The 25475-nt window shown below is 67.5% G+C and carries 25 protein-coding genes and 1 tRNA gene; 15 read left to right on the top strand and 11 right to left on the bottom strand.

All coding sequences use genetic code 11. The features are described 5' to 3' along the window. Nucleotides 1–79 precede the first annotated feature (79 nt). The 4 genes from ACILQR_RS03910 (at nt 80) to ACILQR_RS03895 (ending at nt 4019) form a co-directional block, all read left to right on the top strand. Nucleotides 80–1240, top strand: coding sequence for a sensor histidine kinase (locus tag ACILQR_RS03910; protein WP_395650193.1), 1161 nt, complete (start codon nt 80–82; stop codon nt 1238–1240). Next, nucleotides 1237–1956 carry a LytR/AlgR family response regulator transcription factor gene (locus ACILQR_RS03905; protein WP_395650192.1) on the top strand — a complete coding sequence of 240 codons (720 nt, stop codon included), beginning with the start codon at nt 1237–1239 and terminating at the stop codon, nt 1954–1956. Before ACILQR_RS03910 ends, ACILQR_RS03905 begins: the two co-directional genes overlap by 4 nt. Before the next feature lie 117 nt (nt 1957–2073). Continuing rightward, the gene (locus ACILQR_RS03900; RefSeq protein ID WP_395650191.1) at nt 2074–2391 is read left to right on the top strand and encodes a hypothetical protein; all 318 of its coding nucleotides are present in this window, start codon (nt 2074–2076) and stop codon (nt 2389–2391) included. After that, on the top strand, nt 2388–4019 hold the full coding sequence (locus tag ACILQR_RS03895; protein WP_395650190.1) for a methyl-accepting chemotaxis protein: 1632 nt from the start codon (nt 2388–2390) through the stop codon (nt 4017–4019). Before ACILQR_RS03900 ends, ACILQR_RS03895 begins: the two co-directional genes overlap by 4 nt. A 56-nt stretch (nt 4020–4075) precedes the next feature. Here the strand turns inward: ACILQR_RS03895 and ACILQR_RS03890 are convergent. The 3 genes from ACILQR_RS03890 to hemC all read right to left on the bottom strand — a co-directional run bounded on the left by ACILQR_RS03890 (nt 4076) and on the right by hemC (nt 5875). After that, nucleotides 4076–4151, bottom strand: a tRNA-Thr gene (locus tag ACILQR_RS03890). A 40-nt stretch (nt 4152–4191) separates the two neighbouring features. Next, nucleotides 4192–4920, bottom strand: a complete 729-nt coding sequence (locus ACILQR_RS03885) for a uroporphyrinogen-III synthase (protein WP_395650189.1) — start codon at nt 4918–4920, stop codon at nt 4192–4194. Nucleotides 4921–4924: 4 nt separating this feature from the next. Beyond that, the gene (gene hemC, locus ACILQR_RS03880) at nt 4925–5875 is read right to left on the bottom strand and encodes a hydroxymethylbilane synthase (RefSeq protein WP_395650188.1); all 951 of its coding nucleotides are present in this window, start codon (nt 5873–5875) and stop codon (nt 4925–4927) included. Between the two features lie 41 nt (nt 5876–5916). On the opposite strand from hemC, the gene tsaD reads away from it, so the two are divergent. From tsaD to ACILQR_RS03865, 3 genes are all read left to right on the top strand, one after another. Continuing rightward, a complete protein-coding gene (tsaD, locus tag ACILQR_RS03875; RefSeq protein ID WP_395650187.1) occupies nt 5917–7041 on the top strand; it encodes a tRNA (adenosine(37)-N6)-threonylcarbamoyltransferase complex transferase subunit TsaD in 1125 nt (374 codons plus the stop codon). A 453-nt stretch (nt 7042–7494) separates the two neighbouring features. Continuing rightward, entirely contained in the window at nt 7495–8493 is a 999-nt protein-coding gene (locus ACILQR_RS03870) for an NAD(P)H-dependent glycerol-3-phosphate dehydrogenase (protein WP_395650186.1), read from the top strand. A gap of 102 nt (nt 8494–8595) precedes the next feature. After that, nucleotides 8596–8949, top strand: a complete 354-nt coding sequence (locus ACILQR_RS03865; protein ID WP_395650185.1) for a hypothetical protein — start codon at nt 8596–8598, stop codon at nt 8947–8949. A 134-nt stretch (nt 8950–9083) separates the two neighbouring features. Here ACILQR_RS03865 and ACILQR_RS03860 read toward each other — a convergent pair whose 3' ends face one another. After that, nucleotides 9084–9392, bottom strand: a complete 309-nt coding sequence (locus tag ACILQR_RS03860; RefSeq protein WP_395650184.1) for a hypothetical protein — start codon at nt 9390–9392, stop codon at nt 9084–9086. Between the two features lie 114 nt (nt 9393–9506). Here ACILQR_RS03860 and ACILQR_RS03855 point away from each other — a divergent pair, with 114 nt between their 5' ends. Further along, a complete protein-coding gene (locus tag ACILQR_RS03855; protein ID WP_395650183.1) occupies nt 9507–9884 on the top strand; it encodes a Rieske (2Fe-2S) protein in 378 nt (125 codons plus the stop codon). Between the two features lie 446 nt (nt 9885–10330). Here ACILQR_RS03855 and ACILQR_RS03850 read toward each other — a convergent pair whose 3' ends face one another. Next, the gene (locus tag ACILQR_RS03850) at nt 10331–11227 is read right to left on the bottom strand and encodes a RimK family alpha-L-glutamate ligase (protein ID WP_395650182.1); all 897 of its coding nucleotides are present in this window, start codon (nt 11225–11227) and stop codon (nt 10331–10333) included. A 114-nt stretch (nt 11228–11341) separates the two neighbouring features. Between ACILQR_RS03850 and ACILQR_RS03845 the strand changes: the two genes are divergently transcribed. The 3 genes from ACILQR_RS03845 (at nt 11342) to ACILQR_RS03835 (ending at nt 14796) form a co-directional block, all read left to right on the top strand. Next, nucleotides 11342–12349 carry an adenosine kinase gene (locus tag ACILQR_RS03845; protein ID WP_395650181.1) on the top strand — a complete coding sequence of 336 codons (1008 nt, stop codon included), beginning with the start codon at nt 11342–11344 and terminating at the stop codon, nt 12347–12349. A gap of 73 nt (nt 12350–12422) precedes the next feature. Further along, the gene (locus ACILQR_RS03840; RefSeq protein ID WP_395650180.1) at nt 12423–13262 is read left to right on the top strand and encodes a hypothetical protein; all 840 of its coding nucleotides are present in this window, start codon (nt 12423–12425) and stop codon (nt 13260–13262) included. Nucleotides 13263–13350: 88 nt separating this feature from the next. Further along, nucleotides 13351–14796, top strand: coding sequence for an AMP nucleosidase (locus tag ACILQR_RS03835; RefSeq protein WP_395650179.1), 1446 nt, complete (start codon nt 13351–13353; stop codon nt 14794–14796). A gap of 48 nt (nt 14797–14844) precedes the next feature. Here the strand turns inward: ACILQR_RS03835 and katG are convergent, their stop codons facing one another. Continuing rightward, complete coding sequence (gene katG, locus ACILQR_RS03830) at nt 14845–17082, bottom strand: catalase/peroxidase HPI (protein WP_395650178.1); 2238 nt, start codon at nt 17080–17082, stop codon at nt 14845–14847. A gap of 255 nt (nt 17083–17337) precedes the next feature. On the opposite strand from katG, the gene ACILQR_RS03825 reads away from it, so the two are divergent. After that, entirely contained in the window at nt 17338–17892 is a 555-nt protein-coding gene (locus tag ACILQR_RS03825) for a peroxiredoxin (protein ID WP_395650177.1), read from the top strand. Between the two features lie 219 nt (nt 17893–18111). Continuing rightward, entirely contained in the window at nt 18112–18642 is a 531-nt protein-coding gene (locus ACILQR_RS03820; protein WP_395650176.1) for a carboxymuconolactone decarboxylase family protein, read from the top strand. A gap of 447 nt (nt 18643–19089) precedes the next feature. Here ACILQR_RS03820 and thrS read toward each other — a convergent pair whose 3' ends face one another. Genes thrS through ACILQR_RS03800 form a run of 4 tightly spaced genes read right to left on the bottom strand, consistent with a single transcriptional unit; the run spans nt 19090 to nt 22664 of the window. Next, nucleotides 19090–21012, bottom strand: a complete 1923-nt coding sequence (gene thrS / locus ACILQR_RS03815; protein ID WP_395650175.1) for a threonine--tRNA ligase — start codon at nt 21010–21012, stop codon at nt 19090–19092. Next, nucleotides 21009–21305, bottom strand: coding sequence for a membrane protein insertion efficiency factor YidD (gene yidD, locus ACILQR_RS03810; RefSeq protein ID WP_395650174.1), 297 nt, complete (start codon nt 21303–21305; stop codon nt 21009–21011). Before yidD ends, thrS begins: the two co-directional genes overlap by 4 nt. Nucleotides 21306–21343: 38 nt before the next feature. Next, entirely contained in the window at nt 21344–21799 is a 456-nt protein-coding gene (locus ACILQR_RS03805) for an iron-sulfur cluster assembly scaffold protein (protein WP_395650173.1), read from the bottom strand. 43 nt (nt 21800–21842) lie between these two features. Continuing rightward, nucleotides 21843–22664, bottom strand: a complete 822-nt coding sequence (locus ACILQR_RS03800; protein WP_395650172.1) for a tetratricopeptide repeat protein — start codon at nt 22662–22664, stop codon at nt 21843–21845. Between the two features lie 140 nt (nt 22665–22804). Here ACILQR_RS03800 and ACILQR_RS03795 point away from each other — a divergent pair, with 140 nt between their 5' ends. Beyond that, nucleotides 22805–23293, top strand: coding sequence for a peptidase S1 (locus ACILQR_RS03795; RefSeq protein ID WP_395650171.1), 489 nt, complete (start codon nt 22805–22807; stop codon nt 23291–23293). Nucleotides 23294–23396: 103 nt separating this feature from the next. Further along, entirely contained in the window at nt 23397–24782 is a 1386-nt protein-coding gene (locus ACILQR_RS03790) for a leucyl aminopeptidase family protein (RefSeq protein WP_395650170.1), read from the top strand. A gap of 41 nt (nt 24783–24823) precedes the next feature. Here the strand turns inward: ACILQR_RS03790 and ACILQR_RS03785 are convergent. Next, nucleotides 24824–25475 (bottom strand): cation:proton antiporter (locus ACILQR_RS03785; RefSeq protein WP_395650169.1); only part of this gene is annotated, 652 nt, incomplete at its 5' end.

Genomic DNA, 25475 nt, shown 5'->3' with positions numbered 1-25475 from the left:
GGTGGGGCTCCCCCGTCTGCCAAGAGACTTGCGACGAAGCCGCCTCCGGGCACGACGAACAGGGTTGGACGAACGCGGAATGCGCTTCAAAGTGGAGCGATGGCCTTCGGGCGAAGGGGGGCGGACGATGTGGCGAGTGGCGGTGGGGCCCATCTGGCGACTGGTGGTGACCCTGTGGGTGTTCGGTTACGCCCTGGTCGATCTGACCGCCGTCTTGCAGGGTAAGGGCCCTCCCGGCCTGATGTTCATCTGCTGCCTGCCGCAGCTGGCGCTGGGCCTGGGGTTGTCGTTCGGCCTTCTGATGCTTCTTCACGCGACCGAGCGCTGGCATCCGGTCCTGCGCTGGCCCGTCATCGCTGCGGCTGTTCTGGCTGCCGGTCTCGTCCAGACGGTCTTTGATCTCTGGGTGCTCGTCACCCTTGCCCGTACGATCCTGCCGCAATGGCTGACCTGGGCGGACCTTGCGGCCAATGTCTATCTCGGGCGGATGGGCCAGGTTCTGATCCTCTATGTCTGGACCTTCAGCCTGATCCTGGCCTCCAAACTGACTATCCGCGCCAACGATCACGCGCGCGAGGTCGAGGCCCGCGCCGCCGCGCTGGAAGTCGCCAACCAGAAGGCCGAGGCCTCGATGCTGCGCATGCAGCTCAATCCGCACTTCATGTTCAACGCCCTGAACAGTGTCGCCGGTCTGGTCGTCACGGGCCGCGAGCGTGACGCCGAGCGGATGATCGGCCTGCTGGCCGACTTCCTGCGGGCCTCGCTGAACTCCGACCCCTCCAGCGATGTGGCCCTGGAAGAGGAGCTGGCGACCCTGACCGCCTATCTTCAGATCGAGGAGATCCGGTTCGGCAACCGCATGACCCTGGAGATCGAGACCGACCCCGACGTTCTGGACGTCCGGATCCCCAGCCTGCTTCTCCAGCCCCTGGCCGAGAACGCCGTCAAATACGGCGTCGCTCCCTTCACCCATCGCGCGACGATCCGCACCGGTGCGCGCGAAGTGGGCGGAGAACTTGTTCTGACGGTCGAAAACCGGTCCGGTCACCGCGCCGGTCAGGCCGCCGCCTCCGTGCGTCACCCGAATGACAATCAGCGTCGGCAGGGGATCGGTCTGGCGAACACGCGCCAGAGGCTGGCGGTGGCCTATGGCGATGCGGCCTGGATGACCGTCATGCCCCTCGACGACGGATTTCGCGTCGAGATCGGTCTGCCCCTGCGACGCGGGCAGCCGCGATGAGGGTCCTGCTTGCGGACGACGAACCCCTGGCCCGCGACCTGTTGCGCCATCTGCTCACCGAACAGCCGGGGGTGGAGGTGGTGGGCGAGGCCGGGGACGGGCGCGAGGCGGGCGAACGGATCGCCGCCCTGGATCCGGACGTGCTGATCATCGACATCGAGATGCCGGAGATGGACGGGATGGCGGCGGCCGGGCTTCTGCACGGTCGCGACCGGCCGGCGGTCATCTTCGCCACGGCCCATTCCGACCGGGCGCTGGACGCCTTCGACATCGATGCAGCCGACTACCTTCTGAAGCCGATCCGCCGTGAGCGCCTCACCGAGGCCCTGAACCGCGCCCGGCGGCGTCTGGAGCAGGTCGGGGACGCGGACGTCTCGGGCCTTGAACCCCCGGCCGACGACGGAATCTGGGTCGCCGTCCGTCAGGGTCAGGTCCGTGTGCCGTTGTCGGAGGTTTCCCACGTCACGGCGGCCCGGGATCACGTCTATCTGCATCTCGACGGCCGCACCTGGATGCACCGGATCACCATGGCCCGGCTCGAAGCCTTGGCGACCCCGCACGGACTGGTGCGCATTCATCGCTCGGGCATGGTCCGGCCGTCTCGCGTGGGAGCCGTCGTCCATTCGGGCAAGAGCATGCAGGTCCGGCTCGACAACGGCGCCTGCCTCCCTGTCGGTCCCGCCTACCGCCGTCTGGTCCGCAGCTGGCCGGCATAGAGGGCCTTGATCGCTTCAACGCCCGCTGGGGGAGTCTGCAAAGCGGCAAGACGTCACGGTTAACGGAATATTCAAGCGGCGGGACCACAGCAGAGTTTCAGTCCGGCGGTGCGGTCAATGGTCCCGAAAATCTGGCTCCAGGTCTCAAGTTACGCCAGCATCATTCTGGCGACTTCGGTGATGACGGTGCTCATGTCTGCCCCACCCGCCTCTGCCTTTGCGGTGGCGGCAGCCTTTCCGCCCTGGTGGAGCGCCGACGACGTTCGCAACGCGGTGGAACCGGTGGGTGTGATCACCGCAGCGGGCCGGACACCGAACGTCGTCACGGTCTACGGCGGAAACAATCTCCAGCTTCGGCTGAGGAAAGCGGGGGCCTGGCTTATTCTCGACCCCCGGCTCGTTGCATGCGGTCCACAAGCGAAGTTCTCACGATGATCTTTCAGCCACGCGATCTCGAACATCAGCGCACGATCGGCAGCACGGTCATACTGGTCCTCGTCTGGACCCTTGCGGTCGGAAGCCTGGTCCAGACCCTGCTTCTCGGCTCAAATCTGGTCGCCGGTCTGGCTCCATCCCTGATGCTTGCGGGATGTCAGACGGCGGTCTGGGTGACACTGCGAGCGCGGGCAAGCGGCCGCATGCTGTCTGCGATCCTGTTGATGGCGCAGGTGTCGACGCTGGTTGCCGGCCTCGCTGGACATGCCTTCCAGATCGACATGCACATGGCCTACTTTGCCGCCCTGGCCGCAGTCGTCATCTATTCCGACTGGCGAGCGATCGTCGGGGGTGCCGCCACAGTCGCCGTCCATCACCTCGTGCTGAGTTTCGTCCTGCCTGACCTGGTGTTCCCGGGGTCGGCGGATCTGGGTCGGGTCGCCTTCCATGCCATCATCCTGGTGGTAGAGGCTGCCGTCCTGACGTGGAGCGCCGCCAGCGTCACGGCGATGTTCGCCGCCAACGAACTCAGCCGTTCCAAGGCGGACGAAGCCACGGCCCGCGTTGTGGAATCGGCCTCGGCGCTTGACGTATCGCGCGCCGAGGCGGACCGCCTGGCGGCGGAAAAGGCGGAATTCGATCTGGAGGTCGCGCGCGAACAGGCCATGGTCGTGGACCAGACGGCAGACGCGCTCAGTGCCCTCGCGCACGGTGACATGACCTATCGGATCCCGGGAACATTCCCCGGCCGATACGCCAGGCTGCAGCAGGATTTCAACGCAGCGATCAGCGCCTTGCAGGAGGACATGATCGTCATCGAGGCCAATGCCCGCTCGATCGGCACGGGCGCGGGCGAGATCAGTCAGGCGTCCCACGACCTGTCACACCGGACCGAACAACAGGCGGCCAGTCTGGAACAGACTGCTGCGGCACTGGACGAAATCACCGCGACCGTGAATCGCACGGCCGCTGGAGCGAAGCAGGCTTCGGCGACGGTGCAGGCGGCTCGCGGTGACGCGGAAACCAGCGGAGTGATCGTCCACGACTCGATTGCCGCGATGGACGCCATCCACGCTTCGGCCCAGCAGATCAGCCAGACCATCAGCGTCATCGACGAGATCGCCTTCCAGACCAATCTGCTGGCGCTGAACGCGGGGGTCGAGGCCGCGCGGGCAGGCGAAGCGGGTCGTGGCTTTGCCGTCGTCGCGTCCGAAGTCCGGGCGCTGGCCCAGCGCTCTGCCGAAGCCGCCAAGGAGATCAAGATCCTGATCTCCAGTTCGACCGAGCAGGTGAACTCGGGCGTTGAACTGGTCGGTCAGACCGGAGAGGCGCTTCAGCGCATTGTCGGCCGCGTCGCCGAGATTGACGGCCTGATATCAGAAATCGCGGCATCCGCCCAGGAACAGGCCACGGGGCTGCGGGAGATCAACACGGCGGTGAACCACATGGATCAGGTCACCCAGCAGAACGCCGCCATGGTCGAACAGTCCACCGCCGCCAGCCAGGGCCTGACCAGCGAGGCCAATCAACTGATCGGTCTCATTTCAAGGCTCAAGCTGAACAGGGACACAGCGCTCACGCCTCTGCGGCAGCTGACGCAAGCGTCCGCAATGAAAGCGGCTGCATAGCCGCCCACCCGCATGGCCGTTCGCCCGATACCGGGTCCATGTCCTATGGGAAGAGGTGGTGCCGCTTAGGTGACTCGAACACCTGACCCCCGCATTACGAATGCGATGCTCTACCAGCTGAGCTAAAGCGGCCTATGGCGCGGGCGGTATCGTCCGGCGCGAGGAGGGCTCTTTATACGGCGGGGCGGGGATTGCCAAGCGCCTCTAGCAGGCTTGTCTCGTCGGGTCGGGCGGCGATGCGGAGGGCGGCGAAACCGAGGGCCTCCAGCGGCCCGGCGACCTGGGGTGACAAGGCGACGGCGGTGCGACCGGCGGCCGTGAGTGGATCAAGGCACTGCGTCAGTGCCTCGGCGGCGCGGGCGGAATGGACGAGGACGATGTCGAAGGCAGCGGGCGTCTGCACAGCCGTCTCGACCGTCTCGTAGACCGGCATGGACCGGACCGGAACGCGACCGGCCAGCAGACCGGCCATGTCCGCAGAGGGGCTCACCGCGCCGGGCACCAGCAGGACCCCCGGTCCGCGCGACAGACCTCGGGCACCCCATTCGCGGGCGATGAGGGTCGCCAGATCCTCGGCGTCGCCCCCCGCCGAGCGGACATCGGTGAACCCCCGATCGCGCGCGGCCTGTGCGGTGCGGTGGCCTACGGCGAAGACGGGCCAGTCGCGGCGCAGGGTCAGGTCGGCGAAGATCAGGCCGTTGACGCTGGTGAAGGCGAGGGCGGCGACGTCGCCGAGATCAAGGTCGGCTGCCTTCTCCAGCGGCCGGACCTCCAGAAGGGGCACCACGACCGGGATGAAACCCAGATCGCGGATAGCCTCGGCCGTTCGCGCGGCACCCGGTGCGGTGCGGGTGATCCAGACGCGGGGCCCGTCCTCGCTGGTCCCCGTCGTCCCGGTCACGGCCTCAGCCCTCGGTGCGCTGGTCGCCGGCCATGGCGTGAACCTGGGCGCCGAGCGACTGGCCGAGCGCACGGGCGGCGGCCTCGGCATCGGCGGCATGGATGTCGCCCAGTGTCCCCGATCTGCGCCAACGGGCCGAGCCGTCGGGGCTCAGCATCTCGGTGGTCAGCAACAGGTGCCCGTCGCCGAAGGTCGCATGGGCCCCGACCGCCGTACGGCAAGATCCCTCCAGCGCGATCATGGCCCCGCGCTCGGCGGCGACGGCCAAGGCGGTGGCGGCATGGTTCAGGGCGGCGATCCAGGGCGCGTGCAGATCGGTCCCGGCCGCGTCCTCTCGCGTCTGGATGGCCAGCGCCCCCTGCCCCGGCGCTGGCAAAAAGGCGTCGAGCGACAGCCTCTCGCGGATCGCCTCGGACCGCCCCAGCCGGTTGAGGCCCGCCGTGGCCAGAAGGATGGCGTCGAACTCCCCCTCGGCCAGCCGGCGCAGACGCGTATCGACGTTGCCGCGCAGCATCTGGATGTCCAGATCGGGCCGCAGGGCCAGGGCCTGGGCCTGACGCCGCAGCGAGGCGGTGCCGAGCCGGGCACCCACCGGCAAGGCGTCGAACGACGCGTGATCCCGGCTGCAAAACGCGTCGGACGCATCTTCGCGCATCGGTATCGCGGCGATGCACAGGCCGTCGGGCTGTTCGGCCGGGACATCCTTCATCGAGTGGATGGCGATGTCGATGCGGCGGTCCAGCAGCGCCTCCTCGATCTCCTTGGTGAACAGGGCCTTGCCGCCGATTTCGAGCAGGCGACGGTCCTGCACCCGGTCGCCGGTGGTGACGATCTCGACCAGGGGCACCTGCTCGACCGACACCCCCATGGCGGCGGCGATGGCGCGCTGCATCATGCCGGACTGGGCCAGGGCCAGGGCGGAGCGGCGGGTGCCGATGCGAAGTATGGGGGACATGAGGCGTTGCGGGAACCGGAGGGGGTCGCTACCTCGACCCGATGACTATCGGCGCGGACTATAGCAGCGGGCGGGAGCGGGCAACCGGCGACCTGACCGTCCTCGGCCTGGAGACGAGCTGCGACGAAACGGCGGCCTCGGTCGTGCGGCTGGGCGTGGACGGGGCGGCCACCGTCCTGTCCTCGGTGATCCATTCCCAGATCGACGACCACGCGGCCTATGGCGGGGTGGTGCCCGAGATCGCGGCCCGCAGCCATGTCGAGATGATCGCGGGCGTGACCCGGCGGGCAATGGCGGAGGCCGGCCTTGGCTACGACGGCTTGGACGGAGTCGCGGCGACGGCGGGGCCGGGTTTGGTCGGGGGGGTCATGGTGGGCCTCAGCTTCGGCAAGGCGGCGGCCCTGGCGCGGGGCCTGCCCTTCATCGCCGTCAACCATCTGGAGGGTCATGCGGTCTCGGCAAGGCTGGGACGGCCGGTCGATTACCCCTTCCTCCTGCTGCTGGTTTCGGGCGGTCACTGCCAGTTGCTGGAGGTGCGCGGCATCGGCGACATGAGCCGGTTGGGCACCACCATCGACGACGCGGCCGGAGAGGCCTTCGACAAGATCGCCAAGGCCATGGGGCTGGGTTATCCCGGCGGTCCTGCTCTGGAGACGCTGGCCGCGACCGGCGACGGATCAAACATCGCCCTGCCGCGCGCCCTCCTGGACCGCAAGGACTGCGACTTCTCCTTCTCCGGCCTGAAGACGGCGGCGTCACGCCTGGCCCAGGCGTGCGAGACCGACCGGGACCGCGCCGACCTCGCCGCCGCCGTCCAGACCGCCATCGCGCGCCAGCTGTCGGAGCGGTCCGAGCGGGCGATGAAGGCCTATGCCGAGCGGCATGACCACCGCCTCTTCGTCGTCGCCGGCGGTGTCGCGGCGAACAAGACTGTTCGGTCCACGCTGGAAGCGACCGCTGCGAAACACGGCTTCGACTTCCTCGCCCCGCCCATGGCCTATTGCACCGACAATGCCGCGATGATCGCCCTGGCCGGGGCGGAACGGCTGCGGCTCGGCCTGACGTCCGACATCGACACCGCCGCCCGTCCCCGTTGGCCCCTCGACGAAGCCCGCGCCCTGGCCGACCCCGTCCACGCGCCGGGGCGCAAGGGTGCCAAGGCTTAGGGCGCGTCTAGGCTCACTCAGACCCTTGCTGGGTCACGTTCCGAAGCGAAGCCCGACAGTACCTTGTAAGAATGCGAGTGCGAGTAACCCGGCTACAACGACAACGCCAACCAACACATATGCCGCATAAAACCAGAGCGCTTCCTTGAAGGAGAAGCCTTGCACTCCCGCGGATGCGGCGAAGAGGAACACTAACGCGTACTGAAAAACGAAGGGCCCTGCGGCTTGCCGGGCGTCGAACCTCGCATACAACAGCAACAGAATGCATGTTCCCGCCCCGTAGAGGATCGTCGCGACTATCCGTCTTTTCAGCTCTGGATTGGGCCTGTTGAGAGAGCCTCTCACCCGGCGATTTCGCATTCGGCCTGTTCCCTTTGTCACCGCCGCGTCGTTAAGAGGGTTGCACCACGACAAGAATGGTCCTGCAACACGTCAGTAGGTAGCGAGGCTCAGATGCAGTTTCAGACGGCGGGCGTCATCGGCGCGGGCGCCTGGGGTACGGCCCTGGCCCAGGTCACCGGCTGGGCGGGGCTCGACACCCTGCTTCAGGCCCGCGAGCCGGAGGTCGTCGAGAGCATTCGCGATCGTCGCATCAACGAGGCCTTCCTGCCCGGCGTCACCCTCGACGACCATGTGCATGTGACCCCCGACCTGGCCGATCTGGCCGGGTGCGACCTAATCCTGGCCGTGCCCCCGGCGCAGCATCTGCGCTCGACCATGGCCGCCTTCGCCCCCCATTATCGGCCCGGCGTTCCCATCGTCCTGTGCGCCAAGGGGATCGAGCGCGGCACGCTGAAGCTGATGACCGAGGTCCTGGCCGAAACCATCCCGAACGCCACCGTCGCCGTCCTGTCGGGCCCCAGCTTCGCCGCCGACGTCTCGCGCGGCCTGCCCACCGCCGTCACCCTGGCCTGCGAGGACGCCATGCTCGGCGAGGCCCTGATGCAGGCTCTGTCGGCACCGGGTTTCCGGCCCTATCTGGCGACCGACCTGATCGGCGCCGAGGCGGGCGGCGCGCTCAAGAACGTGCTGGCCATCGCCTGCGGCATCGTCGAGGGCCGGGGCCTGGGCCGCAGCGCCCACGCCGCCCTGATCACCCGGGGCTTCGCCGAGATGACCCGGTTCGCGGTGGCGCTTGGAGCGCAGGCCGAAACCGTCGCCGGCCTGTGCGGTCTCGGCGACCTCGTCCTGACCTGTTCCAGCCCCCAGTCGCGCAACATGAGCCTGGGTCTCGCCCTGGGTCAGGGCCAGTCGGTGCAGGAAGCCCTCGCCGGCAAACGCTCCGTCGCCGAAGGCTACGAAAGCGCCCCCGCCGTCCGGGAACTCGCCGCCCGCCTCGGCGTCGAGACCCCCATCTGCGAAGCCGTCGCGGCGGTGCTGGCGGGGGAAACGACGGTCGACGTCGTCATCGAACGCCTGCTGTCGCGACCGCTGAAATCGGAACGGGAATAGGCCCGAGGCGCCGAACGCCCGCGTTCCGCGTTGATGCCGAGGTCCGCTTTCGACCCAAAGCAGTCCTTGCGACTGTCATCAGATAAGTGAGACCGTGGTTCAATGGACAATACCACACAGGACATGTCGGTGGCCTACGTCGATGGCCTCGCACCCGGCATGGTCATCCAGTTCGGCACGGGCGATTGGCGTGATGGCTCGGTCAAAGGCGTTGCGATCAGCGAAGAGGCGTTCGACCAACTGGAGCCAGCGATCCGTGCTGCCATCCCTGACTGGTATGGCGGTGCCCGTTACAGCGTCACCGCCATCACCCCGTCGAGCTTGGTGGCGTTAATCGCGGCCATCGGCACGCTGGTCTATGACGACCCAGCTACGATGAAGATGATCGGCCAAGTGAATGATTGGCTAGCTCTGACGCATAAACGGGGCGATGCGGTCAGCATCTTCGGCATCTGATCAACAGTCCGCTTTTCCCACGGATGACCATCCAGCTAGGTCCGCTATCCGGCCTCATGCTTTTGACTGCTCTCGACCCAAAACGGACATCTGGGAACTGGATGGTTTGCGATGAACGACGCGCCCTGTGTCCTTCAAGCGATCGCGAAATCTGCCAAACCAGGCGGGTATATTGGAGTAAAGATTTCGCCATCCGCAGGTCTGTGAGCAGCCCGAAGGCGACCCAGAAAAGGCAAGATAGCGGGTAGTCGTTCTATGACAGCAAACGCACCTGCCGGGTCGTCGGTCCAAATGAAAATGTTGAACTCGCCAGAGCCAATGTCGTGACCATCGACCTCGGACGATCCGCTCAGGGCCTCGCTCAGAACGTCCTCAATGGCGACCATTGTCTCGAAATCTGCGGACCCGGTTTGGGGGAACTGAAGAACAAGCTGATAGGTCATTGGGCTACATCCTGCACAGCGCAGTCTATCAAGCAACGTCCGCTTCCCCCCCATAGCAGACTTCGCGAGAGTCCGCTCTCGGCACCCCCGCCACGCCATGCTAACCCAACTCCGGTGACCGACCCCATCCCCACCGAGCGCAAGCGCGTCTGGACGACCCCCGCAAATGTCGCCCTGTGCGCGGTGGGCGACATCGCCGATCCCGGATCGCGGGGGTTCGTGCTCCAGATCCGGGACGCCCATTTCCACGGCTTCGTGGTGCAAAAGGGCGGCGAGGTGGCGGGCTGGGTCGACCGGTGTCCGCACATGGGGTTTCCGGTCGCGGTGGTGCCGGACCGCTATCTGACGCCGGACGGCCGCGTCATCCTGTGCGGCTGGCACGGGGCGGTGTTCGATCCGATCGGCGGCAAATGCGTCGGCGGGCCTTGTGCCGGCGCGCGGCTGACGCCCTGGCCGGTCGCGGTCGTGGACGGGATCATCCGCACCGCCTGACCGCTTCTGAGCGGTCGAGGTTGCAAACCTCGCGCCACCAATCCCTTGCGCCACAAGGGATTGGTCTGAAACTCAGCCTTTCGACCTGGCGCCCGTCGTGGGCATGGTAGGATGAGGACCAGCCTTTGAACTGCGGTCTTTGACATCCTCCCAGCCCGTCGCGAACGACCGAAACGGTTGAAGCGGTTGAAACGGTTGAAACGGTCGATGTTTTCCGACCGGCCGATTTCAGACCATTCGGACTCTTCGGACTCTTATTTTCCAGTCCGGACTCCCCAGAGTCTGGAGCGGTTCACTCTTGCTGTACTCGTCATCCTCGCCCTTGTGGCGAGGATCCAGACTCTCGGTGTCTGTCGTGACCCACGGCTATCAACGTGAATCTGGATCCTGGGCACAAGGCCCAGGATGACGGCGTTCAATGGATAAGCTCAACTGGAATGAGCGCTCTAATTTTCGAGTCCGGGCCGTCTAAGCCGCTCACACACAGCCCTGGCGAATCCCGCCCCTCCGGCGGGGTCCGACCCCAGGTAGAAGTCCGGCTCGATCAGCTCGGCCTCCATCAGGATCCAGTTGCCGCCAGCGTCGGGCGCCATGTCGATGCGGGCATAGAGCAGCGGCTCCTCGACGGCCGCCAGTACCTGTCGGGCCAGCGCCATACAGGCGACAGGCGGTGTTTCCAGCGTGCGGTACTGGCCGCCGTACTGGACCTGGATGCGGAAGTCGCCGTTTACCGGCCGCTTGTTCACCGCATGGCTGAACCGGCCGCCGAAGAACAGCAGGCTCGTCTCGCCCTCGGTCTCGATGGTCGGCAGATAGGGCTGGATCATCGTCGCCCCCAAGGGCAGGTCCGCGTCCGCCACCGCCTCCCCGCGCGCGACCCTCAGCGTCCGCCAGGCCCCGCCCGAGACGGTCGGCTTGACCACCACCTGGTCGGTCCCCAGCCGATCGAACGCCGCAGCGATCTGATCCGCCGTCGGGGTCTCGGACCACAGGGTCGGGGCGATCGGCACCCCCGCCTCGGCCAGCCGGCGCAGATAGGCCTTGTCCGAGTTCCAGCCGAGGACGCTCGCCGGATTGGCCATGGCCACCCCGGCCCGGTCCCACAGGGTCGTCGCCGCCAGCCACCGTGGATGCTCGCTGTAATAGCCCCAGGCCAGCAGGGGCAGGACCAGCGGATAGGCCATCAGGCCCTCGGCGCTATCGACATGGTCGGTCCAGGCGGTCGGCACGACCTCGACCCCCTCCCCGGCCAGGGCGGTCTGCAACCGCTCCAGAACCCCGGGCCACTGGCGGGTATAGGACGGGTCGGCGGGGTCGGGGGTCAGGACGGCGATACGGGTCATGCCGCGCCCTATAGGCCAGCCACCGCGCCCTCGCCACCCACCCGGACCAATCACATAAGGCGATCCTTATATGTTTTGCATGACTCAGGGACCGGGCTCGGCTAAGGGGCGATCATGACCAGCACCACGCCCCACACCCACGACGTCTGCGCCGTCGGCAACGCCATCGTCGACGTCCTCAGCCCCTGCGATGACGCCTTCCTGAGCGCCCAGGGCCTGACCCCCGGCTCCATGTCCCTGATCGACGAGGCGGAAGGCGCGGCCCTGTACGACGCCATGGCGGCGGGCATCGAGGCCTCGGGCGGCTCGGCCGGCAACACCGTCGCCGGCGTCGGCTCCTTCGGCGGACGTGCGGCCTATATCGGCAAGGTGGCCCCCGACGTCCTGGGCGGCGTCTTCAGCCACGACATACGTGCCGCCGGCGTCCACTTCGACACCCCCGAACTGGTCGGGGGCGCCGGCACCGGCCGCTGCCTGATCAACGTCACGGGCGACGGCCAGCGCACCATGTGTACCTTCCTGGGGGCCGCCAACCAGCTGGACGCCTCGGACATCGACACCGACCTGATCGCCGCCTCGGCCATCGTCTATCTGGAAGGCTATCTGTTCGATCCGGCCCCGGCCCGCGCCGCCTTCGAGGCCGCCGCCGCCGCCGCCCACAAGGCCGGCCGCAAGGTCGCCATCACCCTGTCCGACACCTTCGTCGTCGCCCGCTGGCGCGCCGAGCTGCTGGCCTTCATCGAGGCCTCCGCCGACATCGTCCTGGCCAATGAGGCCGAACTGGGCGCCCTGTTCGAGACCGAAGACTTCGACGCCGCCGCCGCCAGGCTGGCCGGCATGGTCGAGGTCGCCGCCGTCACCCGCGGGGCAGAGGGCTCGGTCGTCATTTCGGGCGACGAACGCGTCGCCGTCGCCGCCTATCCGGTCGCCAAGGTCATCGACACCACCGGCGCGGGCGACCAGTACGCCGCCGGCTTCCTGCTGGGCCTCGCCCGTGGCCTGACCCTGGAACAGTCGGCCAAGCTGGGGTCGCTCGCCGCGTCCGAGGTCATCGCCCACTGGGGCCCCCGCCCCATGGTCAGCCTGGCCGACCTGGCCAAGGAACACGGCCTGACCCTCTAGGTCCTCGGCCGTCAGGCGTCGTCAGTGGCGCGGACCGGCGCCGTGGCCCACAAGGGCTGCGGAGGGTCTGTCCATGCGCCTGTTGCCGCTCATCGTTCTGTTGCTCGCCCCCGCCTGCGCCGGGGCCCAGTCGGCCGCCCCCGCGACGGTCGAGAGCGCCTATCAGGCCGCCCTGCTGCGCAACCCCACCCCCCTGAGCCTGCGCCGCGATCAGGCCGAATACCTGCGTGACCGGGCCGAGAACCCCGACGCCGAGGGCCGTCTTGCGTCGGACGAGGATCGGCTCGAGCGGCTGCTGGCCGCCGCCGAGGTGGACCTGCGAGCGACGACGGCCGCCGCCTCTCTGGAGGACGCGATCGGCGACTGCGTGGACCTGGGGGCGCTCCGGAACTGTCGCACCACCGAGGGCGGCTGGCTGACCCCGCGTGAAGGACCGCGCCTGTTCTGGCAGATCCAGGCCGGCTTCACCCCCGAGGACGGCGGCACGTCGGGCATCGTCTTCTTCACCGAGACCTCCGGCCGGCTCGAACCCGTCGCCTGGGCCTGGCAGGGGTCGCGCTACAGCGCCCCCGTAGTGTTCGGGGGCGCAGACAATGTCTACATCGCCATCCCCGGCCGCAGCATGGGCGCCGGGCGGTCGGACGCCGACCTGATCTTCCGCTGGACCCCGGGCACCGAACGCCCCTTGACCCAGATCGACAGCTGGAGCTGGCGTGATCAGGTCTCCCAAAAGCTGCCGGGGCTGAACGCCTTCGGTCGTGTCCGCATCGACTATGAAGAGATGATCGCCCTGACCGAGATGTTCCGCGACGGCGATGCCGGCTGCTGCGGCACCGGCGGCCACGCCCTGATCGACTTCGCCATCGAGGGCGACGCACTGGTCGTCTCCGACGCCAGACTGCGGGACCGGTAAGCGAGCGGTAGCGCCCAACTCAGAGAGCCAAGCTCTACCATCTCGCCAAGGTCATGATCGTCCGCTACAAGCGGCCATGACAGAAACAATGACGAGCCGCATGACGGCTGAGGCGGCGCTGGATCGCCTCGAAACCCTCTACTTCCAGTCCGTGCAGTCGTTGCGAGATGCAGCCCGGGCCTTCCTCGCCACCGGCGAACGGGTCGAGCCCGCCGCCCGCGCCGCCGGGATCTTCTCCTATCCCTCGCTGAAGGTCAGCTGGTTCGGCGATCGACCGCTGAACCTGGCCCAGCGGGCCTATGCGCGGATGTCGCGGCCGGGGGTCTATTCGACGACCGTAACCCGGCCCGACCTGTTCCGGCCCTATCTGCTGGAACAGCTCACCCTGCTGGAACAGGATTACGGCGCCACCTTCGAGGTCGGCCCGTCGGATCAGGAGATCCCCTTCCCCTATGTGCTGGACGGTTCGGACGTCGTTCTGGACCCGTCCCAGACGGCAGCGGTCGCGCGCTACCTGCCGACCACCGACCTGGCCCATATCGGCGACGAGATCTCCGACGGCCTGTTCGACCTGGGCGAGGACTTCCCCCTGTCGCAGTTCGACGGCCTTCGCACCGACTTCTCCCTGGCGCGCTTGCGGCACTACACCGGCACCCCGGTCGAGCACGTCCAGTCCTACATCCTGTTCACCAACTACAATCGCTACGTCGACGACTTCGTGCGCTGGGCGGTTGAGCAGGTCCGCGATCCCTCGACCCCCTATGACAGCCTGTCGTGCGCGGGCGGGGTGGTGATCACCGCCGAGACGGCAGATCCCGAGATGGCGGTCATGGACGCGGCCTGGAAGAAGCACCAGATGCCGGCCTATCACCTGACGGCACCGGGCTCGAACGGCATCACCCTGGTCAATATCGGGGTCGGGCCGTCGAACGCCAAGACCATCTGCGACCACCTGGCCGTCACCCGGCCTCACGTCTGGCTGATGATCGGCCACTGCGGGGGCCTGCGGCCGTCACAGACGATCGGCGACTACGTGCTGGCCCACGCCTATCTGCGGGACGACCACGTGCTGGACGCGGTCCTGCCGCCGGACATCCCCATCCCCTCGATCGCCGAGGTCCAGAGGGCGCTGTATGACGCCGCCAAGGTCGTCTCCGGCATGCCGGGCGAACAGATCAAGCGCCGCCTGCGCACCGGCACGGTGGTGACCACCGACGACCGGAACTGGGAGCTGCGCTATTCCAAGTCCGCCCTGCGCTTCAACCAGTCCAGGGCCGTCGCGATCGACATGGAAAGCGCCACCATCGCCGCGCAGGGCTACCGCTTCCGTGTGCCGTACGGCACCCTGCTGTGCGTGTCGGACAAGCCCCTGCACGGCGAGATCAAGCTGCCGGGTCAGGCCAATCGCTTCTACGAGGGCTCGATCTCCGAACACCTCCAGATCGGCATCAAGGCCATCGACCTGATGCGCGGCGAGGGCGCGGGCCTGCATTCACGCAAGCTGCGCGCCTTCGACGAGCCGCCGTTCCGCTAACGGCCACGCCGCCACCCCCTGCATCGCAGAGGGAGGCGGTGCCGGCGCTCAGGCCGCGGCCTTGGCCAGTTCCGACCCGCTGAGGTCGAAGCGGTCCAGGTTCATCACCTTGACCCAGGCCTTGACGAAGTCCTTGACGAACTTCTCGCCGGCGTCGGCCGAGGCATAGACCTCCGACAGGGCGCGAAGCTGGGAGTTGGAGCCGAACACCAGGTCGGTGCGGGTCGCGGTCCAGTGCTGTTCGCCGGTGATCCGGTCGGTGCCGACGAAGGTCTCGTCGCCCTCGCCGTCGACCTTCTTCCAGCCGGTCTTCATGTCCAGCAGATTGACGAAGAAGTCGTTGGTCAGGACGCCCGGACGATCCGTGAAGACGCCGTGCTTCGACCCGCCGTGGTTGGCCCCCAGCACCCGCAGCCCCCCGACCAGCACCGTCATCTCGGGGGCCGTCAGGTTCAGCAGCTGGGCGCGGTCGACCAGCAGTTCCTCGGTCGGGACGTTGAAGCGCACCGACAGATAGTTGCGGAACCCGTCGGCCTTGGGCTCCAGAACGGCGAAGCCCTCGACGTCGGTCTGTTCGGCCGAGGCGTCGGTGCGACCCGGCGTGAACGGCACCTCGATCGCGTGACCGGCCGCCTTGGCCGCCTGTTCGACACCGACGGAGCCGCCCAGCACGATCAGGTCGGCGATGGAGACATTGGTCCCCGACGCGGCCTTGATGCCTTCGTAGACGGCCAGGACCCTGGCCCGCTTTTGGGGCTCGTTGACGTCCCAGTCCTTCTGAGGCGCCAGCCGCAGACGTCCGCCGTTGGCACCGCCCCGGTGGTCCGACCCGCGATAGGTCACGGCCGACGCCCAGGCCGTCGTCACCAGTTCGGCGACCGACAGGCCGGATGCGGCGATCTTGGACTTCAGCGCGACGATGTCCGCGTCGCCGATCACCGGGCCGGTATGGGCCGGGATCGGATCCTGCCAGATCAGGTCTTCGGCCGGGACCTCGGGGCCGAGGTAGCGGACCTTGGGCCCCATGTCGCGGTGGCACAGCTTGAACCAGGCGCGGGCGAACTGGTCGCCGAAATAGGCGGGATCGGCGCGGAACCGCTCCATGATGACGCGATAGGCCGGGTCGACCTTGAAGGCCATGTCGGCGGTGGTCATCATCGTCGGCACCCGCTTGCCCGGGGTGTGAGCGGCGGGAGCCAAGGTTTCGGGCGGATTGCCGACGGGTTGCCACTGTTTCGCGCCCGCAGGCGAACGGACCAGCTCGTAGTCGTGGTCCAGCAGCATGTCGAAATAGGTCATGTCCCAGGTGATCGGCGTGGGCGTCCAGGCCCCTTCGATGCCTGATGTGATGGTGTGGTCGCCGATGCCGCTCTCGTGGCCCGAGATCCAGCCCATGCCCTGCTGGGCGATGTCGGCCCCCTCGGGGCTGATGCCGACCTTGGACGCGTCGCCCGCGCCGTGGGCCTTGCCGAAGGTGTGACCGCCGGCAGTCAGGGCCGCCGTCTCGACGTCGTCCATTCCCATCCGGGCGAAGGTCTCGCGGATGTCGCGCGCCGACTGCAAGGCTTCCGGCACGCCGCCTGGGCCTTCGGGGTTCACATAGATCAGGCCCATCTGGATCGCGGCCAGCGGAGCCTCCAGCGCCATCTCCTTGTCGGGCTGGATGCGGGTCTCGTTACCCTCCTCACCGACCCATTTCTCTTCGGTGCCCCAGTAGACGTCCTTCTCGGGCTCCCAGACGTCGGCGCGACCGCCGCCGAAGCCGAACACCGGTCCGCCCATGGATTCGATCGCCACATTGCCGGCTAGGATCATCAGGTCGGCCCACGACAGGCTGGCCCCGTACTTCTGCTTGATCGGCCACAGCAGACGGCGGGCCTTGTCCAGGTTGCCGTTGTCGGGCCAGGAGTTCAGCGGGGCGAACCGCTGTTGCCCCGCCCCCGCTCCACCGCGCCCGTCGCCGGTGCGATAGGTGCCGGCCGAGTGCCAGGCCATGCGGATGAAGAAGGGACCGTAGTGGCCATAGTCCGCCGGCCACCAGGGCTGGCTGTCGGTCATCAGGGCGGTCAGGTCACGCTTGACCGCCGCATAGTCCAACGACTTGAACGCCTCGGCATAGTTGAAGCCGTCGCCCATCGGGTCGCCGGACTTGCCCTGCTGATGCAGGATGTCCATCGCGATCTGGTTAGGCCACCAGTCGCGGTTGGTCCGCCCCAGCAGGGAGCGCAGCGCCGCCGGCTCCTTCCTGGGGTCATTGAGGGGGGTGGGAGCCTGTTCGCCGTCCATGATGTCCTCCGGTGTTTTCTGGGCCGTTGGAGGCGACGCTAAGCCCGTCTTTCTGAAAAGCAAAATCGATAAAGTTTTCGTACAGCCGCAGAAAAATCTATCGAACCGCGACTTTCGGCGGCGTGGAGTCGCATAAATTCGATCTATGCTGCACTGCAAAACGATCGATTTGACTTCGCAGTTGCGAAGGCCCATCTGAGCCGCATCGGTGACACCTCCCCCGTCGCCGTCACTCATTTTCAATCGGAGAGACCCATGCTCGGCGTTGGCGAAACCCTGCCTTCCTTCAAGATCACCGGCGTGAAGCCCGGCTTCAACGCCCACGAAGAGGGCGGCGTCTCGGCGTTCGAGGCCCTGACCGAGACCTCCTTTCAGGGCAAGTGGAAGGTCATCTTCTTCTACCCGAAGGACTTCACCTTCGTCTGCCCGACCGAAATCGCTGCCTTTGCCAAGCTGGGCAAGGATTTCGAGGATCGTGACACCATCGTCCTCGGCGGTTCGACCGACAACGAGTTCTGCAAGCTGGCCTGGCGCCGCGACCACGCCGACCTCGACAAGCTGCCGATCTGGCAGTTCGCCGACACGGGCGGCAAGTTTGCCCGCGCCCTTGGTGTTCTGGACGAGGCCGAAGGCGTCGCCCTCCGCGCCACCTTCGTCGTCGACCCGCACAATGTCGTTCAGCACGTCTATGTCACCAACCTGAACGTCGGCCGCGCGCCGGAAGACACCCTGCGTGTCGTCGATGCGCTCCAGACCGACGAACTGTGCGCCTGCAACCGCGCCGTCGGCGGCGAGACGCTCGCTGCTTAAAGTCGGCGTCTGAGTCTGAATGAGGCGGCGGCGTTCGCGTCGCCGCCTTTTCGCTGCTCGCTGTACTTTCTAAGGGCGCTATCGCTCGGCTCGCGGAGCCTCGCTGCTTGAGCGCGAACTACGCGTGTTGCGCCGAATAGTCCTGCCTCTCATCTCTGCGGCTCAAGTAGCGAGCGACCGCGTCGCGAGCGTAGCCGCGTTTCCGAAGGAAACCCAAAAATGTCCATCGACACCGTCCGCGACCTCCTGCCCGCCTATGCCAAGGACATCTCGCTGAACCTGTCCTCGCTGGCCAACGAGACCCTGCTGACCGACCAGCAGAAGTGGGGCTGTTTCCTCGCCTCGGCCCACGCCATCGGCGTCGTGCCCGTGGTCAAGGCGATCGAGGCCGCCGCCGCCGAAAAACTGTCGCCCGAAGCCATGAGCGCCGCCAAGGCCGCCGCCGCCATCATGGGCATGAACAACATCTACTACCGGTCGCTTCACCTGATGAAGAACCACGAGTACACGACCCTGCCCGCCCGCCTGCGGATGAACGTCCTCGCCAACCCGGGCGTCGAAAAGATCGACTTCGAGCTGTGGTCCACGGCGGTTTCCGCCATCAACGGCTGCGGTGCCTGCCTCGACGCCCACGAAGGCGAACTGAAGAAGCACACCGTCCCCTCGACCCAGATCCAGGCCGCCCTGCGCATCGCCGCCGTCGTCCACGCCGCCAGCCGCATCGCGGCGTCCGAAGCGGCGCTGGGGTAACGTTTCCTTCTCCCCCTGTGGGAGAAGGTGGCTCGCGGAGCGAGACGGATGAGGGGTCGCACGGTCGACTGAAGTGCTCCTCAACTAGACCGTTCGTCGTTTGAGTTTGGGGCGCGTTGGAAAGGTTCATCACAACGGACACCACGAAGGCACAAAGGACACGACGAGACCCAGGGGATTTTGAGATCGCGGCTTCGGACGTCCAAGGGCGCGGCGGAAGTCAGGCGGCTCCGCCGCTTTCCAGTCTTTTCTCGGGTCAGTGCTGATACCCGCCACCTGCTCGGTCCCGTCGTGTCCTTTGTGCCTTCGTGGTGTCCGTTGTGATGAACTCTCTATCCGCCTGTCGATCGCCTCAACTGAAGCGACGACTGCTCTAGGCAAGGTGAGGGGTCTGCGTGACCCCTCATCCGACCCTTCGGGCCACCTTCTCCCGCAAGGGGAGAAGGATCACCGTAGATCCGGAGGCGTCGCCTCTTCCGTCAGGATCCGGATCGCCTCGTCCAGCGACACCACCTGCTGGGCCTGTGACCCCAGGCGACGGATCGCCACCTCGCCCTTCTCGGCTTCGTTGCGACCGACGACGGCGATGACCGGCACCTTGCCGACCGAGTGCTCGCGCACCTTGTAGCCCACCTTTTCGTTTCTCAGATCGGTCTCGACCCTCAGGCCGGCCGCGCGGAACTTCGCCGCGACCTCCTCGGCATAGCCGTCGGCGTCCGATGTGATCGTCGCCACCACTGCCTGGACAGGCGCGAGCCACAGCGGGAAGGCCCCGGCGTAGTTCTCGATCATGATGCCGATGAACCGCTCGAACGACCCCAGGATGGCCCGGTGCAGCATGACCGGCCGGTGCTTGCCGCCGTCCTCGCCGACGTATTCCGCCCCCAGACGTTCGGGCAGGACATAGTCGAGCTGGATCGTGCCACAGGTCCATTCGCGGCCGATGGCGTCCTTGACGATGAAATCCAGCTTGGGCGCGTAGAAGGCGCCGTCGCCCTCGGTGATGACGGGCTCGGTCCCGGCGGTGCGCGCCGCCTCGGCCATCAGGGCCTCGGCCTTGTCCCAGAAAGCGTCCGTCCCGGCGCGGTTCTCGGGCCGGGTGCCCAGGCTGATATAGGCGGTCTCCATACCCAGGTCGGCGTGGACGCTGCGCGCCAGATTGATGAAGGCCGCCGTCTCCTCGACGATCTGGTCCTCGCGGCAGAAGATGTGGGCGTCGTCCTGAGTAAAGCCGCGCACCCGCATCAGGCCGTGCAGGGCGCCCGACGGCTCATAGCGGTGACAGGCGCCGAACTCGGCCATCCGCAGAGGCAGTTCGCGGTACGACCTTTGGCCCTGATCGAAGATCTGGACGTGGCCCGGACAGTTCATCGGCTTGAGCGACAGCACCTCGCCCTCGACCGTCTCGCAGACGAACATATTGGGCCGGTACTTGTCCCAGTGGCCGGATTTCTCCCAGAAGGTCCGGTCCAGAACCTGGGGTGTCTTTACCTCGACGTATCCGGCGGCGTCGAGGCGGCGGCGCATATAGGCCTCCAGCACCCGCCACAGCACCCAGCCCTTGGGGTGCCAGAAGACCATGCCCCGGCCCTCTTCCTGCATATGGAACAGGCCCATCGCCTTGCCGATCTTGCGGTGATCCCGCTTCTCGGCCTCCTCGACGCGGAGCAGGTAGGCGTCCAGGTCCTCCTTCGAGGCCCAGGCGGTGGCGTAGATGCGCTGCAGCTGGGCATTGCGATGATCGCCGCGCCAGTAAGCCCCGGCCAGCTTGGTCAGCTTGAAGGCCTTCCCGACGAACTTCGTCGAGGGGAAGTGCGGCCCCCGGCACAGGTCCTGCCAGGTCGCGCCCTGATGATAGACGCTGATGTCTTCACCCTCGGGCAGGTCGCGGATGATCTCGGCCTTGTAGGTCTCGCCCACGGCCTCGAAGCGGGCGATGGCGTCTTCGCGCGGCAGCACCTCGCGACGGATCTTCTCGTCGCGATCGACGATCTCGGCCATCCGCTTCTCGATCGCCTTGAAGTCGTCGGTCGAGAAGGGCTCGTCGCGGGCGAAGTCGTAGTAGAAGCCGTCCTCGATCGCCGGGCCGATGGTGACCTGGGTGCCGGGGAACAGCTCCTGAACCGCTTGCGCCATCACGTGGCTGGCGTCGTGACGCAGGGTATCCAGCGCCTCCGGACTGTCGCGCATGATGATCTTGAGCGCGCCCGACCGGCCGACCGGCGCGTCGAGATCGAGCAGCACGCCGTCCACCGCGATCAGGGCCGCCTTCTTGGCCAGCGATGGCGAGATCGAGGTCGCCACGTCACGGCCCGTGGCGTCGGCGGAGTACTGGCGCACGGCGCCGTCGGGAAAGGTCAGGTCGATCATTTTTCAGTCTTGCTTCTTGGTTCGCGCGCCGTCGGAGCGGCGCTGCGCGGCGGTACCGGGTCATACCCCGACCCACCGAAGGGGTGGCATTTACAGAGCCTGCGCACGGTGAGCCATCCCCCTTTGACCGGTCCGTGCCGGATCAGCGCGTCGCGGCCATAGTCCGAACAGGTCGGCAGGAACCGGCACGACTGCCCGAACCAGGGGGACAGCGTCAGCTTGTAGCCCCGATGGGCCGCGCGAACGCTGCGTTCATAAAGGGTGCCAGCAATTTGAGAGTCTGGGCGGGCCATGATGTCTGCGCATACCCCGCTTCGGGGCTGGGCGGAACTCAGGCGGCGCCGGCGAGGCTAGTTCGCGACGTCTGCGCCATGCGCACGGCGTCCATCGTCGCCTCGATCGCCACCATCGTGGAGGCATGACGCGCCGGGTAGTCGGCGACCAGCTTCAGCGCACGCAAGCCCTCGAACCGCCCGTCGGGGCCCTCGCCACCGGACTTCAGCATGGCCAGGGTGGCGTCACGAGCGGCCTCGATCTCGGGCTCCGTGGCCCCGATGACGCTTTCGCCCAGCACCCCGGCCGCCGCCTGACCCAGCGCACAGGCCTTCACATCCTGAGCGAACCCGGCGACCCGGCCGTCGTCGTCCAGCACGACATCGACGATCGCCTTTGACCCGCACAGCTTGGCGACCCGCTCGCCGGTGCCCTCTGGCATGGCCAACCGCCCGCTGTGCGGCAGGTTGGCCGCAAGGGACAGAATGCGCGCGCTGTAGAGCTCGTCGATCATTCAGCAGAGATAGAGGTTCGTTAGCGGCGAGAGAAGGGGCGGCCTACTGCCCCTGCAATGACCCCCAGGTCCGGGCCATGGCCGGCGACGCACCGTCGGTCTGCACCGGAACAGGCGCTGCCGCCCCCGCCGCCGTCTTCTCACGCAACCACGCCAGGTTGCGGTCGGCGGCTTCGGGGGGCAGGGCGCGGCGGACGATCTGTTCGGCCTCGCCCATGTTGCCTTGCAGGCCCAGCACCAGGGCCAGGTTCAGCTGGGTCTTCAGCGTCGCGCCCGGCTGGGCCACGGCGCGGCGCAGCAGCAGCTCGCCACCCGGCGCATCGCCCTGGGCGGTCAGGGCCATGGCGGCGTTGGTCAGGATGTCGGGGTTGTCGCGCGACAGCCGCAGGCCCTCGTTCCAGGCCGCCTTGCCGTCCTCGATGCGCCGCACCTGGGTATAGGCCACGCCCAGCAGGGACAGCGGCCGCCAGTCGTTGGGGGCCAGGGCCCGCGCCTGTTCCAGCGGCCCGATGCCGTAGAAGGCCTGGCCCCGCGCGATATGGGCCCGACCGACCTCCAGCATGGCCTCGACGTTGGACGGCTGGGTCAGCAGCACGCTCTGGGCCAGGGTCGCGGCCTGATCGAACTGACCCAGTTCGCGCAGCGCCTGGGCCGCCTTGACCCCGGCGACCAGGTCGGACGGATTGATCTCGTTCTGACGACCCCAGAACACCGACCGCGTCAGGGGATCGGCGCGGTCGTACTGGGCCCGTTCGGCGGCCCCGGCCGGTATGGGGGCGGCGGCGGTCGCGGGCGTGCGCTCGTCGGCGACGGCGGGGCTGCCCAGAACGACGAGGGCGGCGGCGATAAGGGCGAGGCGCGACATGGCGATCCTTGCAGAAATTCAGACCTCGAGAATCCCGCTTCGGCGTCAAGCATTGGTTAACGACCGTCTCTTCAGCTTTCGTTCATCGGACATCCGGCTTACGGTGTTCGTCGGGCCTGTTGCCCGTGGGGGGACTATCCATGAAATCAACACTTTCCATGCGCCTAGGCGCGGCGGCGATCGCCTGTGCCATGCTGGGCGCGGCGATGCCGGCGGCGGCCCAGGATCCGTCGCTGCGGCCCAATTTCGGCTCGGTGAACCTGAGCGCCGGCTTCACGCCCGACCCCTATGTCGTGCGCATCACGGCCGGTGGCGACCGCAACGCCAATGACGCGACGTCCCTGGGCGGCGAGTGCGTCGGCATGATTACCGAGGCACCCGACTTCCGCGTCACCTACGATGCACAACAGGGTCTGGCCCTGACCTTCCGCGTCAGCTCGAACGAGGACACCACCCTGGTGGTCAACGGCCCCGACGGTCGCTGGTTCTGCGGCGACGACCTGGAAGGGTCTCTGAACCCGGGCGTGATCTACCGGACCCCGCTCAGCGGCGTGTACGATATCTGGGTCGGCACCTATGGCGAGACCCCGGCCCCGGCCCAGATTCGCATCACCGAGATGGAAAACTAGGCTCACGTGTCCAACGCGGTCGTCACGGCCGCTGTGAATGACTAGATCGGAAGGGTCCGGACGTTTGCGCGTCCGGGCCCCTTTTCGATTCCGAGGTTCCGCCATGTCGCTCCACCCCCCGGTCCTGATCGCCGAAACCGACGTCGCCGCCGTCCCTGTGCGTCTGATCGGACCGGACGCCGGGCTTCAGGGTCATGTCGCGGCCTGGGCCGCGGCCAATGCCTTCACCGGCAAGGCGGGTCAGATGCTGCTGGCCCCCGGCCATGACGGCACCCTGGCCGAGGTTCTGTTCGGGACCGGCCCGGTCTTCGATCCGAAATCCGTGCGCGACCTCGCGGCGAAACTGCCGGCCGGTCTCTATAGGATCGAGGGTCTGGCCGAGGCGGACGGGGCGGCGGCGGCCCTGGCCTTCGTCCTCGGCGGCTATCGCTTCGATCGCTACAAGACCCGCGACACGAGCGAGGTCGCCCGCCTCGTCGCCCCCGCCGGCGTCGATGTCGAAGAGACTCTGCGCATCGCCGCCGCCTGCGCCCTCGCCCGAGAGATGGTCGACACCCCCGCCGCCGACATGGGCCCGCTCCAGATCGAGACCATCGCCCGCGAGATCGCCGAGAGCGCAGGCGCGAGTATCGCCGTGATCGAAGGCGACGCCCTGCTGGACGAGAACTACCCCGCCGTCCACGCCGTCGGCCGGGCGGCGACGACGGCGCGCGCGCCCCGGGTCATCGAGATCGGCTGGAACCTGACCAGCACCGACCTGCCGCTGGTGGCCCTGGTCGGCAAGGGGGTGGTGTTCGACACCGGGGGGCTGGACCTCAAATCCGCCGCCGGGATGCGCAACATGAAAAAGGACATGGGCGGCGCTGCCCACGCCCTGGCCCTGGGGCGGCTGGTCATGCAGGCGGGGCTGGGGGTGCGGCTGGTGGTGCTGGTCGCGGCGGTCGAGAACGCGGTCTCGGCCGACGCTTTCCGCCCCGGCGACGTCCTGTCGAGCCGCAAGGGCCTGACCATCGAGATCGGCAATACGGATGCCGAGGGCCGCCTGATCCTGGCCGACGTCCTGACCCGGGCGGGCGAGCATTCGCCGGACCTGACGCTCGATTTCGCCACCCTGACCGGGGCCGCCCGCGTCGCCCTCGGCCCCGACCTGCCCCCCCTCTACACCGACGACGAGGTCCTGGCCGCCGATCTGCTCAGCGCCTCGGCGACGACCGGCGACCCTCTGTGGCGGATGCCGCTCTGGGCGGGGTACAGGCCGTCGATCGACAGCGAGATCGCTGATGTGCGCAACGATTCCGCCGCCTGGGCGCAAGGCGGCTCGATCACCGCCGCCCTCTTCCTGCAGAAATTCGCGCCGACGACGGGGGCCTGGGCCCACATGGACATCTTCGCCTGGAACAGCAGGAACCGCCCCGGCTGGCCCGAAGGCGGCGAGGCCCAGGCGATGCGTGCCTGCTACGAGATGCTGAGACGTCGCTATCCGGCCTGAGGACCGACAGGGGCAGCCCGACGGCCCCCCGGTCAAACAGGTCAGGCTGACGCGCCCCGCACCGAGCGCTCGCCCTGCCCCCCCTCCGCCTCCGCCTCCGCATCCGGATCGCGGCCCTGGCTGCGATCGAACCATCGCATCACCGGCGTGACCGTGATCCCGTGCAGCAGGATCGACATCAGACAGATCAGCCCCACGATGGCCCACAGTCGGTCGCCGCCCTCGAACGGCGCGGCGTTCAGCCCATAGGCCAGATAGTAGAACGATCCCACGCCCCGGATCCCGAAGAAGGCCAGGATCAGCTTCTCGCGCAACGGCCGCTTCCAGCCGATGAAGCCGATCATCCCGGTCAGGGGCCGCACCACCAGCACGATCACCACCGCCACCCCCACGTCCAGCGGCCGCAGCGGCGCCAGCAGGCCCGACACCAGCGCCCCGCCGAACAGCACCAGCACCACCATCATCGCCATCCGCTCGATCTGTTCGATGAAGTCATGCATCTCCACGTGGAAGTCGTGGTCCCGATCGGCGTGCCGGAACGCCAGCGCCGTGATGAACACCGCCAGAAACCCGTAACAGTGCAACATCTCCGTCACCGAATAGGAGAGGAAGGTCGCTGCCAGCACGATGAAGCCGTCCCGCGTCGCCGCCAGTCGCTTGCTGACGGGGATCGTGAAGGTCAGCCATCCGAAC

The sequence above is a fragment of the Brevundimonas sp. genome (assembly GCF_044239655.1).
Classification (GTDB): Bacteria; Pseudomonadota; Alphaproteobacteria; order Caulobacterales; family Caulobacteraceae; genus Brevundimonas.
Note: the sequence above shows the minus strand (reverse complement) of the source record. Positions and strands in the feature narration are given on the sequence as shown.

Excerpts from the sequence above, each read along its gene's own strand:
- ACILQR_RS03910 (WP_395650193.1), top strand. The coding sequence starts at position 80 with ATGCGCTTCAAAGTGGAGCGATGGCCTTCGGGCGAAGGGGGGCGGACG.
- ACILQR_RS03835 (WP_395650179.1), top strand. The coding sequence starts at position 13,351 with ATGACGAGCCGCATGACGGCTGAGGCGGCGCTGGATCGCCTCGAAACC.
- ACILQR_RS03800 (WP_395650172.1), bottom strand. The coding sequence starts at position 22,664 with ATGTCGCGCCTCGCCCTTATCGCCGCCGCCCTCGTCGTTCTGGGCAGC.
- ACILQR_RS03905 (WP_395650192.1), top strand. The coding sequence starts at position 1,237 with ATGAGGGTCCTGCTTGCGGACGACGAACCCCTGGCCCGCGACCTGTTG.
- thrS (WP_395650175.1), bottom strand. The coding sequence starts at position 21,012 with ATGATCGACCTGACCTTTCCCGACGGCGCCGTGCGCCAGTACTCCGCC.
- ACILQR_RS03895 (WP_395650190.1), top strand. The coding sequence starts at position 2,388 with ATGATCTTTCAGCCACGCGATCTCGAACATCAGCGCACGATCGGCAGC.
- ACILQR_RS03825 (WP_395650177.1), top strand. The coding sequence starts at position 17,338 with ATGCTCGGCGTTGGCGAAACCCTGCCTTCCTTCAAGATCACCGGCGTG.
- ACILQR_RS03790 (WP_395650170.1), top strand. The coding sequence starts at position 23,397 with ATGTCGCTCCACCCCCCGGTCCTGATCGCCGAAACCGACGTCGCCGCC.
- hemC (WP_395650188.1), bottom strand. The coding sequence starts at position 5,875 with ATGTCCCCCATACTTCGCATCGGCACCCGCCGCTCCGCCCTGGCCCTG.
- tsaD (WP_395650187.1), top strand. The coding sequence starts at position 5,917 with ATGACTATCGGCGCGGACTATAGCAGCGGGCGGGAGCGGGCAACCGGC.
- katG (WP_395650178.1), bottom strand. The coding sequence starts at position 17,082 with ATGGACGGCGAACAGGCTCCCACCCCCCTCAATGACCCCAGGAAGGAG.
- ACILQR_RS03850 (WP_395650182.1), bottom strand. The coding sequence starts at position 11,227 with ATGACCCGTATCGCCGTCCTGACCCCCGACCCCGCCGACCCGTCCTAT.
- ACILQR_RS03805 (WP_395650173.1), bottom strand. The coding sequence starts at position 21,799 with ATGATCGACGAGCTCTACAGCGCGCGCATTCTGTCCCTTGCGGCCAAC.
- ACILQR_RS03795 (WP_395650171.1), top strand. The coding sequence starts at position 22,805 with ATGAAATCAACACTTTCCATGCGCCTAGGCGCGGCGGCGATCGCCTGT.
- ACILQR_RS03860 (WP_395650184.1), bottom strand. The coding sequence starts at position 9,392 with ATGACCTATCAGCTTGTTCTTCAGTTCCCCCAAACCGGGTCCGCAGAT.
- ACILQR_RS03870 (WP_395650186.1), top strand. The coding sequence starts at position 7,495 with ATGCAGTTTCAGACGGCGGGCGTCATCGGCGCGGGCGCCTGGGGTACG.
- ACILQR_RS03865 (WP_395650185.1), top strand. The coding sequence starts at position 8,596 with ATGGACAATACCACACAGGACATGTCGGTGGCCTACGTCGATGGCCTC.
- ACILQR_RS03845 (WP_395650181.1), top strand. The coding sequence starts at position 11,342 with ATGACCAGCACCACGCCCCACACCCACGACGTCTGCGCCGTCGGCAAC.
- yidD (WP_395650174.1), bottom strand. The coding sequence starts at position 21,305 with ATGGCCCGCCCAGACTCTCAAATTGCTGGCACCCTTTATGAACGCAGC.
- ACILQR_RS03820 (WP_395650176.1), top strand. The coding sequence starts at position 18,112 with ATGTCCATCGACACCGTCCGCGACCTCCTGCCCGCCTATGCCAAGGAC.
- ACILQR_RS03840 (WP_395650180.1), top strand. The coding sequence starts at position 12,423 with ATGCGCCTGTTGCCGCTCATCGTTCTGTTGCTCGCCCCCGCCTGCGCC.
- ACILQR_RS03900 (WP_395650191.1), top strand. The coding sequence starts at position 2,074 with ATGGTCCCGAAAATCTGGCTCCAGGTCTCAAGTTACGCCAGCATCATT.